This is a genomic window from Mesorhizobium sp. WSM4820 (assembly GCF_055811075.1).
Genome location: NZ_JBVVQN010000011.1, coordinates 70168 through 82964 on the forward strand (window position 1 = coordinate 70168; position 12797 = coordinate 82964).

The window sequence follows — 12797 nt, forward strand, 5'->3', positions numbered from 1 at the left end:
TCGTATGTCCATGCGGCTGGCGAACATCGGAAAGGGGCAGTGCGGACCGCCCCTCTCCGGGAACATCAGGCAAGGCCGAGGTCCTTGAGGATGGCTGCGATCCGAGCCGTGTCTTCGGTGAGAAATTTCGCGTAGTCGTCGCCGGTGAGCAGGATCTGCGTCCAGTTGCGGTTTTTGCATTCGGTGGCCCAGGCTTCGCTTTTGGCCATCGTCTCGACCAGCGTGATCATCGCCGCCTTGTCGGCGTCGGAAACGCCCGGCGGTGCGAAGACGCCGCGCCAGTTGAACAGTTCAACATCGATGCCGGCTTCCTTCATCGTCGGTGCGTCGATGCCTTCCTGGCGCTTGTCCGCGGAAATGGCAAGCAGCCGAAGCGCGCCTGCCTTGACCTGTTCGGAGAACTCGCCGTAGCCGGAGATGCCGGCCGCGACCTGGTTGCCGAGAAGCGCCGACAATGCCTCGCCGCCGCCGGCGAACGGCACGTAGGAGAGGTTGGCTGCCGGAACACCGGCCGTCTTGGCGATAAGGCCGAACAATATGTGGTCCGAGCCGCCGGCCGAACCGCCAGCCACCGGCACTTTGGTCGGATCGGCCTTGAGGGCGGCGACGAAATCCGCTGCTGTCTTGAACGGCGAAGCCGCCGGCACCACCAGCGCCTCGAATTCGCCGGTGAGGCGGGCGATCGGCGTGACCTCGGTGAGATTATTGGCCGATTTGTTGGCGATGATGGCGCCAACCATGACCATGCCGGCAACCATCAGCGAATTGCCCTTGCCGTTCCACTGGCTGATGAATTGCGGCAGGCCGACTGTGCCGCCGGCGCCGCCGACATTGGTGATCTGCGAACCGGAGATCAGCTTCTCACTGCGCAGCACCTGGTCCATCGTGCGCGCCGTCTGGTCCCAGCCGCCGCCCGGCGCTGCCGGCACAAAGATCTGGATCTGCGGTGCGTCCTGCGCGAAAGCGGGCGAGAGATGCAACGCTGCGAAACCGGCGGCGCCGGCAGCGGCGGTGCTCGTTAAAAATCTGCGTCTGTTCAGCATGGGGTTCCTCCAATCACGACACCTCCTCCGGTGCCTGCCAGCAACGTAGCCTGAATTCAGACCCGCTCGACAAAAATTCATGCAGTCTTTGCATCGTTCTGTCAACCGGAATGGCATTCTGCTGGACAGAACTGTCCGGATGCGGCACAATTGTTCCGATCGGCCCTTCTGTCCAACTGGGAACGGAACGACGTGGTCAAGCGGACAACCGTAACACAATCCAAGCCTGCGTCGACCAACGGCGTTGCCGCGCTCGATCGTGCGATCGCCATCCTCGACGCTTTCGCTGCTGCCGAGCAGTCGCTCAGCCTGGCCGAAATCGCGGCGCGCACCGGCCTCTACAAGAGCACGATCCTGAGGCTGGCGAACTCGTTGCTGCGCGGGCAATTGCTGGAGCGTCTCGACGACGGCCGCTACCGTGTCGGCCCTGCCACCTTTCGGCTGGGCGCCCTATACCAGCGTTCGGTGGTGGCGATCGACATCCTGCTACCGATCATGCGCGATCTAGCCGAGCGAAGCTGGGAAAGCGTCGCCTTCTATGTCCGTTCGGGCGACGTGCGCACCTGTCTTTACCGCGTCGAGTCCAAGCATCCCATCCGCTACACCATCCGGGAAGGCGACGTGCTGCCCCTGCTGGCCGGCACAGGCGGCCGCGTGCTTGCGGCGTTTTCCGGTCAGCAGGGCGAACCATACGAGACGATCCGCAAAACCTACCATTGTTTGTCGGTCGGCGATCGCGACCCCGAGACGGCGGGCGTCTCGGCACCAGTGTTCGGGCCGGGGCAAATCCTGCTCGGTGCGTTGACGCTGTCCGGCCCGAGCACGCGCGTCGACGCGGCCTTTCTGCAGCGCATGAAAAATCCGCTGATCGAGGCGGCCGCGCGCGCCACCCGCGCTTTCGGCGAAGACGCCTCGATGCTCGAACAGGCGGCCCTAAAGGCCGAAGCGGAAGGCCCGGTGCTGAAGCGGCAGGCGTAGAAAGCCTCGATTCGACCAGAACCACAGGATGCCAGGCCGCAACCGCTAGGGCTGCCGTTCCAGCAGGATCGTCGCATTGTCGTGATAGGTGGTCCGCAACACTTCGCTGTAGCCGCATTTGGCCGCGACGCTCAGCGAAGCGGAGTTTTCCGGATCGATGATGCAGACAGTCCTTGCACGCCCGAATGCCTCGTCGCCCCAGGCGAGAGCCCGTCCGACGACTTCGCTGGCGAACCCTTGGCCATGTGCGCCCGGGGCCAGCGCCCAACCGGCTTCCGGAACGCCTTCGATCGACGGCACCATGTCGCGCTTCAGATCGTGGAAACCGGCCTCGCCGATGAAGCGGCCGGATGCCTTGTCCTCGATCGCCCAGAAGCCGTAGCCCAGCAGCGACCACAGGCCGGCATGACGCAGGAAGCGCATCCAGCTTTCCTCGCGCGTGCGCGGCTTGCCGCCGATGAAGCGGGTGACGTCCGGATCGGCCCACATGGCGACATAGGCATCGAAATCATCGAGCTGGTGTGGCCGCAAGATGGTTCGCTTCGTCTCGATGACCGGTGCACTGGCTGCTCCTGGATTTCCCATAACTCTGCCTCGCCACGCATGATCGCCGAAAAACCGCCTCCGAAACGATCATGCGCAAATTCGAAGTGTTTCTTTGCCGGTGCCTCATGCATGTCGCCCAAATGTCCAACAAGAGCCAGGACAGCGCAGATCATCTTCCAGCGCGAGAAACGAGGTCGAGGCGCTTCGACCGCGGGAAACTGTGACCTGACAAGCGCGATTTCAGCCGCGCCACGGCATGTTCATGTAGACGCCGCCACGCTTCAATTCGTCCAGCATCTGGTCGAGCCGCTTGTGTCTTGTCTCGGGGCGTTTGGCACGAGCGATCCAGCCGAGATAGTCGTTCTTCTGATAATCCGGTCTGTCATCATAGGCCGCCATCAAACCCTGCTTTGTCAAAGCGGTTCGGATGTCGTCCGGCATTGGGTTCAAGGCGCGTTTCAGTCTGGTCATGGTCAAAATTTAGGCTGTCAGGATTTGGCGTCAACGTAGTCGCGAACTCCAGCTCCGGCATGGGAATCTTGCCGAACGATGCTACCCTTCGCATGAACTGATTCAGCGTCGCTGTGCCGTCCGACGGAGGGAAAAGGGCATGGATACCACCGATCTTCTGCTTGCCATCTTTCATCATCTGCTGGTGTTTTCACTGGCCGGCATCATCGGCGCCGAATTTGTCCTGATCCGCGGCGATCTGCCCGCGGCGACGCTTCGGCGGCTAGTCGGCATCGATCGCCATTACGGCATCATCGCCATGCTGATCATCGTTGTCGGTATCGGACGCGTCATCTACGGCCTGAAAGGTTGGGAATTCTACGTCTACAACTGGGTATTCTGGGCAAAGATGGTGGCCTTCGTCACCGTCGGGCTGCTGTCGATCATCCCGACTGTCCGCTTTGCGTCCTGGAGCAGGCAGGCCTCGGCCAGCCCCGGCTTTCAAGTGCCGGCGGCACAACTTGCATCCGTTCGAACTTATGTCCGCGCCGAAGCCTTGATCTTCCTGCTGATCCCGGTCTTCGCCGCGGCGATGGCGCGCGGCTACGGCTACTGAATTTCACCTACGGGTTCGAGCGGCGCAATTTCGATCAGCGGCGCCGGAACATCATTCGTCTTCTCCTCGGCCTTGCAGATGTCGGCGATGACACAGACCGGGCAATCCGGTTTGCGCGCCTTGCAGACATAGCGGCCATGCAGGATCAGCCAGTGATGCGCATGGCGCATGTATTCGTCCGGAATGATCCTCAACAGCCCCTGCTCGACCTGTTCCGGCGTCTTGCCGGGCGCCAGCCGCAGCCGGTTGCCGATGCGAAAGATATGCGTGTCGACCGCCATGGTGTGCTGGCCGAAGGCCATGTTGAGCACGACATTGGCGGTCTTGCGCCCGACGCCCGGCAGCTTGACCAATTGATCGCGGTCGTCGGGCACTTCGCCACCATGATCGCGGATCAGCGCCTCCGACAGCGCGATGACGTTCTTGGCCTTGTTGCGCCAGAGCCCAACGGTGCGGATATAGTCGCCGACCTTGGCTTCGCCGAGAGCCAGCATCTTTTGCGGCGTGTCGGCGACCTTGAACAGCGCCCGCGTTGCCTTGTTAACGCCGACATCGGTCGCCTGTGCCGAAAGCACCACCGCCACCAGCAGCGTGAAGGCGTTGATGTGTTCGAGTTCGCCCTTCGGCTCGGGCCGCTGAACGGAAAAGCGTCGGAAAATCTCGTGCACTTCGGCCGGGCTGTAGCGCGAATCGGACCGCACCGGCCGGGCACGCGGTTTGGCGTTCGCGCCGTCGCGTCGGCCGGGGAGCAATTCATTTTTGGGTGTAGAGGATTTTTTGGACTTGGGGCTCGTCATCCCCTTCCTATAATATCCCGGCATGAGCGACACAAACGCCTCATATCAGGCCGACGAGCCATTCTTCCAGGCGTTGCTGATACCGCATCGGTCGCTGGGCAAAACCGGCTTTGCCATCCTGATGGGCGCTCTGCTGTTCGGCTCGTTGGTCACCGGAGCGTTTTTCCTGTCGCGCGGCGCCTGGCCGGTGTTCGGCTTCCTGGGTCTCGACGTCATCGCCGTCTACATCGCCTTTCGCGCCAATTATCGTGCCGCCCGCGCCCGTGAGGAGGTGTCGGTCTCGCGCACCAGCCTCGACATCCGCAAGACCGCGCCATCGGGCAAATCGGAAGCCCATCGCTTCAATCCGTTCTGGGCGCGTTTTTCGGTCGCCCGCCACGCCGAAATCGGCATCACCAGGATGGCGGTGGAAGCACAAGGCCAGAATGTGCCGATCGGCGGCTTCCTCAATCCCGATGACCGCGAGAGCTTTGCGTCAGCCTTTTCGCGCGCCCTGGCGACCGCGAAAGCGCGCTGAATGTGAGCGAACCGCCTCGTTCGCGAACCGGTTCTGCAGTGCCTCATAAACCGGCAATCGGCGAAGAACGGTAATCGGCAGCGTCTACTTCTCCCTGCTGGAATGCACCTTTTTGTCAGCCCTCGTCGGCTCCTTCCTCCGAAGCCAGATCTATCTGGATGCACATGACGAGAAGGCAAGTTTCGGGTGGTGATCGGAGCCGCGAAGGACGATATTCACGATCAAGGAGATGGCCCGATGAACGCACAGACAGCTATTCTGAAGAAAGACATCACACCCGAAGGCGGTGACTACGAAGTTGTTCGGCGCGCGATCGAGAAGATCAGCCTTGACTATCGTGACCAGCCGTCGCTCGAGATATTGGCGGAGGAGGTCGGCGAGACGCCGACCGGGTTGCAGAAGCTCTTCACCCGCTGGGCCGGCCTGTCGCCCAAGGCGTTTCTGCAGGCGGTCACGCTCGACCACGCGCGCAAACTGCTCGATTCCGGCATGCCGCTGCTCGAGGCTTCTTTCGAGGTCGGCATGTCGGGCCCCGGCCGGTTGCACGACCTTTTCGTCACCCATGAAGCGATGTCGCCGGGCGACTACAAGACGCGCGGCGCCGGGCTGACGATCCGCTACGGCTATCATATCTCGCCTTTCGGCATCGCCCTGATCATGGTCACAGATCGTGGGCTTGCCGGCCTCGCCTTCAGCGATGCCGGCGACGAGCGCGCAGCCTTTGCCGACATGTCCGGCCGCTGGCCGAACGCAAACTATATCGAGGACATGGCCGCGACGGCGCCCTATGCGGCGCGCATCTTCGACCCGGCACTGTGGCGCGCCGACCAGCCGCTGCGCGTCGTCTTGATCGGCACCGACTTCCAGGTCCGCGTCTGGGAGGCCCTGCTGCGCATCCCGATGGGCAAGGCCTGCACCTATTCCTCGATCGCCGCCGGCATCGGCGCACCGAGCGCCAGCCGGGCGGTGGGTGCCGCGGTTGGCGCCAATCCGATGTCCTTCGTGGTGCCGTGCCACCGGGCTCTCGGCAAGTCCGGCGCGCTCACAGGCTACCACTGGGGCCTGACGCGCAAACGCGCCATCCTTGGCTGGGAAGCGGGACAGGTCGGATCCTGAAATCGCGCGCCAATTGTCGATGTCGGCACCGCCGACGCCTGGAGTTGCGCTGAGAAGCGCGTTCAAACCTGACGCGATTGGATCGCGCGGTCTGGCAAGCGGCGGCCTTACGGAGTAGCTTCCCGCAGTCAGCAGGGAGGCACCACTTGATAATCGTTGTCGGCTCGATCAACCTCGACCTTATCGCCAATGTCGACCGCTTGCCCGCACCGGGCGAGACGGTCCGTGGCTCCGGTTTCGCCACCGCACCCGGCGGCAAGGGCGCCAACCAGGCGCTGGCCGCCGCGCGTGCCGGCGCCAAGGTGCGCATGGTCGGCGCGGTCGGCAAGGACAATTTCGCCACCGAAGCGCTGGCGCTGTTGCGGGACGGCAAGATCGACCTGTCCGGTGTCGGTGAAACCTTCGCCTCGACCGGCACGGCCTTGATCATGGTCGCCGACGACGGCGAGAATGTCATTGCCGTGGTGCCGGGCGCCAATGATTCGGTCGTCACAGGCGACCTCTCCAAGGCTTTCATGAAGAAGGGCGATGTCGTGCTCCTGCAGCAGGAAATCCCGCTGCAGACTGTCGATGCAGCACTGGACGCAGCACGGGCGGCAGGCGCGGTTACCGTGCTCAACACGGCACCGTTCCGCGCAGAGGCGGCCGCCTTCCTCGGCAAGGCCGACTATGTCGTCGCCAACGAAACCGAATTCGACCTCTATGGCGAGGCGCTGTCGCTGAGCGGCCGCGATCGCCCGGCGCGGATGCGCGATTTCGCGGGGACGACCGGTCGCACAATCGTCGTCACGCTCGGCGGTGAGGGCGTTCTGGCCGCCACGCCAGCCGATCTCCTGATGGTTCCGGCGTTGAACGTCACTCCGGTCGATACGGTCGGCGCCGGCGACACGTTCTGCGGCTATTTCGCCGCCGGGCTGTCATCGGGCCTGCCGCTCGACCAGGCGCTCGCCCGTGCTGCAGCCGCTGGTTCGCTCGCTTGCCTGAAGCCCGGCGCCCAGCCGGCAATCCCGCTGGCGAAGGACGTCGAGGCGGCGCTCCAAGACACGCCAGCTAGGTGAGAGCCATGCGTCCGGCCACAAAACACGCCGTGCCGCCTGCCGGCGATATCTGCCGCCTGTCCGCCATGGATCTTGCCGAGGCGATCCGGCGCAGGCGGTTGTCGGTGCGCGAGGTGGTGACGGCATTCCTCGACCGGATCGACGCCGTAAACCCGCTGGTCAATGCCATCGTCTCGCTGCGCGACCGTGCCGACATCTTGCGCGAGGCCGACAGGGCGGACGCCCATCTGGCGCATGCTGGGCATGCCGGACCGCTGTTCGGCCTGCCGATCGCCATCAAGGATCTCGCGCAGACCAAGGGCCTCAGGACCAGCTTCGGCTCGCCGATCTTTGCCGATTTCGTGCCGCAGGAAGACGATTATTTCGTCGAGCGCATCCGCAAGGCCGGCGCCATCATCATCGGCAAGACTAACGTTCCCGAATTCGGCCTGGGCTCCAATACCTACAACACGGTGTTCGGCCCGACACTCAATGCTTTCGACCCGGCCTTGACCGCCGGCGGCTCGAGCGGCGGCGCGGCGGTCGCACTGGCGCTCGACATGGTGCCTGTCGCCGACGGCAGCGACTTCGGCGGCTCGCTGCGCAACCCGGCCGCCTACAACAACGTCTATGGCTTCCGTCCGTCGCAGGGGCTTGTCCCGGCCGGCCCCGAGCTTGACGTCTTCCACGCACAGATGGGCGTCGAAGGACCGATGGGCCGCAGCGTGCGCGACATGGCGTTGCTGCTCGACGAGCAGGCTGGCTACGACCCTCGCGCGCCGCTCTCGCATCACAAACAGGGCTGCTTCCTGCAGGGGCTGCAAACGCCGGCGGCCGGCGGCCGCATCGCCTGGCTCGGCGATCTCGGTGGTCATCTGCCGGTCGAACCCGGCATCCTTAGTCTTTGCGAGGCCGCTCTCGGCCGGTTCGCCGCGGCATCCTTTCAGACCGAAGCGCTGGTGCCGGATGTCGATTTCGAAGCGCTGTGGCAGGCCTTCGTGACGCTGCGCCAGGCGAGCAGCGGTTGTGCGCTCAAGGCGCATTACGACGATCCCTTGAAACGCGCTCTTCTGAAGCCGGAGGCCGTGTGGGAGGTGGAACAGGCGCTGCAACTCACGGCGCCGCAGATCCACGCCGCCACGGTGAGGCGCTCGTCGTGGCATCGAACGTTGCTGTCACACTTCGACCGCTTCGACCTGATCGCGCTGCCAACCGCCCAGGTTTTTCCCTTCGATGTGCTCACCCACTGGCCGACCCAAGTGGCCGGGCGTGCCATGGACAGCTATCACCGCTGGATGCAGGTGTCAGCGCTCGCCACGCTGGGCGGCTGCCCGGCGGTCAACGTGCCGGCCGGCTTCGATGGCAGCGGCAGGCCGATGGGCATGCAATTGATCGGGCGGCCGCGCGGCGACATGGCCGTGCTGAAAGCGGCGGCAGCCTACGAGACGACGCTGCCGTGGCTGGCTGGAGCCTAAATCCAGGTCAAGGTTGCCAGCGACATCTCTTGCCGGCTTGCACCCGCGTTACTGTCATGCATTGATCGCGGTCAGCCGTGTTGCAAAGCCGCATACTGTTGAGGAAACCATGTCGCTGGAACTCTATGCCACCTATCTCGTCGCCTGCCTTGTCATCATCCTGGTACCCGGACCGACGGTCACGCTGATCATCGCCAACAGCATCCGCCATGGCTCTCGCGCCGGCCTCGCCAACGTCGCCGGCACACAGGCCGGACTGGCGATCATGATCGCCATTGTCGGCATCGGATTGACCTCGCTGATCGCGGGAATGGGCCATTGGTTCGAATGGGTCAGGCTGATCGGTGCCGCCTATCTGATCTGGATGGGTGTGCAGATGTTCCGCTCCAAGGGCAAGCTGAACGCCGACGGATCGGCAAAGACACCGCGCGGCGGCTTCTTCCTGCAGGGCCTGCTGGTGGCGATCAGCAATCCCAAGACGCTGGTGTTCTTCGGCGCCTTCTTTCCGCAGTTCATCGCCCCTGACGGCAACCATGGGTTGCAGATCGGGGTGATGGGTCTCACCGCCATGATCTTTGCCGCCGTATCGGATTCGACCTACGCGCTGGCCGCCGGCCGCGCCGGACGCCTGCTTTCGGCCGGCCGCGTCAAGCTGCTGTCGCGGATAAGCGGCAGCTTTCTGGTCGGCGGCGGCCTGTGGCTGGCATTTTCAAAAGCGAAGTGAGCGGCACTCTTTTCCTTCTCCCCTCGTGGGAGAAGGTGGCCGCCCACGGGTCTTGCCTCCGGCAAGCCCGAGGACAGGCTCCGCGGCCGGATGAGGGGTGTTCCAGCTTGGCACCAACAGCGCTCCGGCCAACACCCTCAACCGTCTCGGCGCTGCACGCAGGTCCCCCGCCCGGGGCGAGTCACGGGCCTCGCCCGCCCTTCGGGCCACAAGGCCCCACAAGGGGAGAGGGAAGCAGCCCTAAAGCCGGCCCAGCCTTTCCAGCAGCAGCGCGAACAACGCATCGTGGTCGATGTCGCGCATCACCATGGCGTTGCTCGGCCGTTTGGTCACGCCCCACCAGTCGATCACGGTCATGCCCATGGTGAGTTCCGAGGCGGTTTCCACAGCGACGTTGCAGTTGCGGCCCCTGAACAGCTCGGGTTTCAACAGATAGGCGATGACGCAAGGGTCATGCAGCGGACCGCCGTCGGTGCCGTATTTCGCTTCGTCGAATCGTTCGAAGAATTCCAGCATCTCCGCCGTGGCCGTGCCGACCCTGGTGCCGAGCTTGCGGTAGGCTTGGGTGCGCTTGGCCGTGGTCAGCGCCTTGTGGGTGACGTCGAGCGGCATCATGACGATCGGAATGCCGGATTTGAATACGACATCGGCGGCATGCGGGTCGACATAGATGTTGAATTCGGAGGTCGGGGTGACGTTGCCGCCTTCGAAGAAGCCGCCGCCCATCAGCACGATTTCCTTGATGCGCGGCGCGATCTTCGGCTCGCGGATCAGCGCCAGCGCTATGTTGGTGAGCGGGCCGAGTGCGCACAGGGTGATCGTGCCGCTCTCTTCCTTCATCAGCGTCTCGACGATGAAATCGACCGCGTACTGGGCCTGCAGCTCCATGGTCGGTTCGGGCAATTGCGGACCGTTGAGACCGGTCTCGCCATGCACCTCCTCGGCGGTGACCAGTTCGCGCGCCAGCGGCCGGATGGCGCCGGCATAGACCTTGATGTCAGGCCGGCCGGCCAGTTCGCAGATCTTGCGTGCATTCTTTTCGGTGAGCCTCAGCGGCACGTTGCCGGCGACGGCGGTCATGCCGACGATCTCCAGCTCGGCGCTGCCGAGCGCCAGCAATATGGCGACGGCATCATCCTGGCCGGGATCCGTGTCGATGATGATCTTGCGGGATTGGGGCATTTCAATTCCTTTTTAGGGAGTCTTTTTGGGCGGGGATTTTGACGGCTTGAACTCGACCGCCGGGCGGACCATATCAAGACCATCGGGAAAAATGCCATACGGGTTTTTCCAGTTTATGTCGCTCTTGAGAGGACAGTGTAACATGAGCCGAATGACGCCTTTTTCCAGCCCGCTTCTCCTGGGTTTCGACGCCATGGAAAAGACCCTGGAGCGTCTGGCGAAGTCGGGTGACAGCTACCCTCCCTACAACATCGAGCGCCTCAGCGGTGCCGACGGCAAGGCCGAAAGGCTGCGTATCACACTCGCTGTCGCCGGTTTCGCCGAAAACGATCTCGATGTGACCACGGAGGAGAACCAGTTGGTCGTGCGCGGCCGTCAGAACGATGACACCGAGCGCGAATTTCTGCACCGCGGCATTGCCGCGCGCCAGTTCCAGCGCTGTTTCGTGCTGGCCGACGGCATGCGGGTGATCGCGGCGGAGCTGAAGAACGGTCTTTTGTCGATCGATCTCGATCGGCCCGAGTCCGAACGGCTGGTACGGAAAATAAACATATCGGTGAAAGACTGATTTTTACCGATTGCTCTCATGCGAGGCGGCCTTGAACGGGGTCCTCGCTGCACGGAGGCTTAAATGACCAGAACTGACGAAAACCTTATCATGACCAGCGGCGAGTTCGCCCATCTCGGCGAAGGCTCGGTCGCCTATCTCAGGAAAATCTCGAGCGACGATCTTCGCGGCCGTTTCCCGGGCCTCGGCGAAATCGCGCCCGGGCTGGAACTGTGGGCCCTGTTTGCCGCCAACGGCCAGCCGATCCTGCTTTCCGACGCTCGCGAGCGGGCGCTGGCCGGCGCCCTGGAAAACGACCTGACCCCCGTCGCGATCCACTAAGTCGCCATCCACTAACAAGACGGCGCAGCGATCTGGTTAGAACGGACAGGGCCGCTCGCGGCGGCCCTTTAACCGAACTGATCGAAAAAACTCAGGCCGCATGCGAGGCTTGTGTATCCGATAAAAGCGCATGGATCGCGGCGGCGTCGCGGGTGCCCCTGATCTTGGCCACCGTGTCGGCGTCGCGCAGCACCCGCGCAATGCGCGACAGCGCCTTGAGATGGTCGGCGCCGGCGCCTTCGGGCGCCAAAAGCAGGAACACCAGATCGACCGGCTGGTCGTCCAGCGCCTCGAAATCGACCGGCGTCTCCAGCCGGGCGAAAACCCCGGCGATCCGCTTCACCCCGGCCAGCTTGCCATGCGGAATGGCAATGCCGTTGCCGACACCGGTCGAGCCCAGCCGTTCACGCTGCAGGATGGTGTCGAACACCTCCCGTTCCGGAATGCCGGCAATTGCCGCCGCCCTTTCGGACAGCATTTGCAGCAGTTGCTTCTTGGAGTTCGCCTTCAACGCCGGCAAGATTGCCGGAACGTTGATAAGATCGCTCAGGTCCATACTTGAAATCCCTTGTTCGCCTGCCGTCGCCAGCCCTCACTCTCGCGTGCGGCTGGTGCCTTATCCCAGTGCGGCCTTGGCCGTCAGCCCGCTGCGGCCTTGGCCGTCAGCCCAGTGCGGCCTTGGCCGTTAGCCCTGCGCGACCTTGGTCGTAGACGGGTCGATCCAGCCGATGTTTCCGTCCGGCCGACGATAGACGATATTGAGATGCTCGTTTCCGGCGTTGCGGAAGACGAGGACCGGGCTGTCCTTGGTGTCGAGTTCGATCACCGCTGACGCCACCGACATGGTCCGTAGCGTCATGGTTGATTCGGCGACGATGGCTGGCGCGAAATTCTCCGGCATTTCCTCGTCATCGTCGGCAAGCGGCGCCATCACCGTATAGGCGACGTCGGTGGGTTCGCCATTGGCGTTGCCTGAATTATGCGACTTCAGCCGACGCTTGTAGCGGCGAAGCCGGGTCTCGAAGCGATCCGCCGCCGCCTCGAAAGCGAGCGTCGGGTCCTGCGCTTCACCGGTCGCCTGCAGCGAAGCGCCGGAATCCAGCCGGATCATGCAATCGGCCGTGTAGCGCGATCCCGATTTGACGACTACAATTTGCCCTGAAAAGCCCCGATCGAAATATTTCCCGATCACCTCTCCGACACGGTCGTTGATGCGCGTACGGAACGCATCGCCGATATCCATGTGTTTTCCTGATATGCGCAGCGTCATCTGAATACTGACCTTCCTTGCTCAGGCTTCAAACTGTCCCGAGTTTATACCCGTGGTCTGAGCGCACAAGCTTTGCGGCGTCACTTGCGCCGATTTTAAATCCGAACTTTTCCGATTGATCACAAGCCGCCTTCTTGACCGTCCCGTGGCCAACGTC

Annotated in this window: 16 protein-coding genes; 9 read left to right on the forward strand and 7 right to left on the reverse strand. The window is 63.4% G+C overall.

Going from position 1 to position 12797, the window contains the following annotated elements; genetic code table 11:
* Positions 1-65 precede the first annotated feature (65 nt).
* On the reverse strand, positions 66-1043 hold the full coding sequence (locus AC0L2R_RS18760; RefSeq protein WP_091595596.1) for a Bug family tripartite tricarboxylate transporter substrate binding protein: 978 nt from the start codon (positions 1041-1043) through the stop codon (positions 66-68).
* A 192-nt stretch (positions 1044-1235) separates the two neighbouring features.
* On the opposite strand from AC0L2R_RS18760, the gene AC0L2R_RS18765 reads away from it, so the two are divergent.
* Complete coding sequence (locus tag AC0L2R_RS18765; protein WP_473510741.1) at positions 1236-2021, forward strand: IclR family transcriptional regulator; 786 nt, start codon at positions 1236-1238, stop codon at positions 2019-2021.
* Between the two features lie 45 nt (positions 2022-2066).
* Here AC0L2R_RS18765 and AC0L2R_RS18770 read toward each other — a convergent pair whose 3' ends face one another.
* Together AC0L2R_RS18770 and AC0L2R_RS18775 are read right to left on the reverse strand one after the other, a co-directional pair.
* On the reverse strand, positions 2067-2606 hold the full coding sequence (locus AC0L2R_RS18770; RefSeq protein WP_287222289.1) for a GNAT family N-acetyltransferase: 540 nt from the start codon (positions 2604-2606) through the stop codon (positions 2067-2069).
* Between the two features lie 201 nt (positions 2607-2807).
* Positions 2808-3038 carry a YdeI/OmpD-associated family protein gene (locus AC0L2R_RS18775; protein ID WP_128247363.1) on the reverse strand — a complete coding sequence of 77 codons (231 nt, stop codon included), beginning with the start codon at positions 3036-3038 and terminating at the stop codon, positions 2808-2810.
* A 139-nt stretch (positions 3039-3177) separates the two neighbouring features.
* Here AC0L2R_RS18775 and AC0L2R_RS18780 point away from each other — a divergent pair, with 139 nt between their 5' ends.
* Complete coding sequence (locus AC0L2R_RS18780; RefSeq protein ID WP_473510742.1) at positions 3178-3633, forward strand: DUF2214 family protein; 456 nt, start codon at positions 3178-3180, stop codon at positions 3631-3633.
* Here AC0L2R_RS18780 and nth read toward each other — a convergent pair.
* Positions 3627-4430 (reverse strand): endonuclease III, encoded by an 804-nt coding sequence (gene nth, locus AC0L2R_RS18785; RefSeq protein ID WP_473510743.1) that lies wholly within the window; start codon positions 4428-4430, stop codon positions 3627-3629. The two genes, AC0L2R_RS18780 and nth, sit on opposite strands and share 7 nt — an antisense overlap.
* Positions 4431-4452: 22 nt before the next feature.
* Between nth and AC0L2R_RS18790 the strand changes: the two genes are divergently transcribed.
* The 5 genes from AC0L2R_RS18790 to AC0L2R_RS18810 all read left to right on the forward strand — a co-directional run bounded on the left by AC0L2R_RS18790 (position 4453) and on the right by AC0L2R_RS18810 (position 9299).
* Positions 4453-4947 carry a DUF2244 domain-containing protein gene (locus AC0L2R_RS18790; protein ID WP_023797457.1) on the forward strand — a complete coding sequence of 165 codons (495 nt, stop codon included), beginning with the start codon at positions 4453-4455 and terminating at the stop codon, positions 4945-4947.
* A 237-nt stretch (positions 4948-5184) separates the two neighbouring features.
* On the forward strand, positions 5185-6063 hold the full coding sequence (locus tag AC0L2R_RS18795) for a methylated-DNA--[protein]-cysteine S-methyltransferase (RefSeq protein WP_473510744.1): 879 nt from the start codon (positions 5185-5187) through the stop codon (positions 6061-6063).
* A 146-nt stretch (positions 6064-6209) separates the two neighbouring features.
* Positions 6210-7121: a ribokinase gene (locus AC0L2R_RS18800; RefSeq protein WP_473510746.1), complete on the forward strand. Its 912-nt coding sequence runs from the start codon at positions 6210-6212 to the stop codon at positions 7119-7121.
* A gap of 5 nt (positions 7122-7126) precedes the next feature.
* On the forward strand, positions 7127-8575 hold the full coding sequence (locus tag AC0L2R_RS18805) for an amidase (protein WP_473510747.1): 1449 nt from the start codon (positions 7127-7129) through the stop codon (positions 8573-8575).
* A gap of 109 nt (positions 8576-8684) precedes the next feature.
* Positions 8685-9299 (forward strand): LysE family translocator, encoded by a 615-nt coding sequence (locus tag AC0L2R_RS18810; protein ID WP_023797453.1) that lies wholly within the window; start codon positions 8685-8687, stop codon positions 9297-9299.
* Between the two features lie 240 nt (positions 9300-9539).
* Here the strand turns inward: AC0L2R_RS18810 and AC0L2R_RS18815 are convergent, their stop codons facing one another.
* Complete coding sequence (locus tag AC0L2R_RS18815; protein WP_091595580.1) at positions 9540-10481, reverse strand: nucleoside hydrolase; 942 nt, start codon at positions 10479-10481, stop codon at positions 9540-9542.
* 142 nt (positions 10482-10623) lie between these two features.
* Here AC0L2R_RS18815 and AC0L2R_RS18820 point away from each other — a divergent pair, with 142 nt between their 5' ends.
* Both AC0L2R_RS18820 and AC0L2R_RS18825 read left to right on the forward strand, forming a co-directional pair.
* Positions 10624-11049 (forward strand): Hsp20 family protein, encoded by a 426-nt coding sequence (locus tag AC0L2R_RS18820; protein WP_023797450.1) that lies wholly within the window; start codon positions 10624-10626, stop codon positions 11047-11049.
* Between the two features lie 63 nt (positions 11050-11112).
* Positions 11113-11370 (forward strand): BQ00720 family protein, encoded by a 258-nt coding sequence (locus AC0L2R_RS18825; protein WP_023797449.1) that lies wholly within the window; start codon positions 11113-11115, stop codon positions 11368-11370.
* Between the two features lie 91 nt (positions 11371-11461).
* On the opposite strand, the gene ptsN is transcribed toward AC0L2R_RS18825, so the two are convergent.
* Complete coding sequence (gene ptsN, locus AC0L2R_RS18830) at positions 11462-11926, reverse strand: PTS IIA-like nitrogen regulatory protein PtsN (protein WP_023797448.1); 465 nt, start codon at positions 11924-11926, stop codon at positions 11462-11464.
* 129 nt (positions 11927-12055) lie between these two features.
* Entirely contained in the window at positions 12056-12640 is a 585-nt protein-coding gene (hpf, locus tag AC0L2R_RS18835; protein ID WP_287141153.1) for a ribosome hibernation-promoting factor, HPF/YfiA family, read from the reverse strand.
* Positions 12641-12797: the final 157 nt, after the last annotated feature.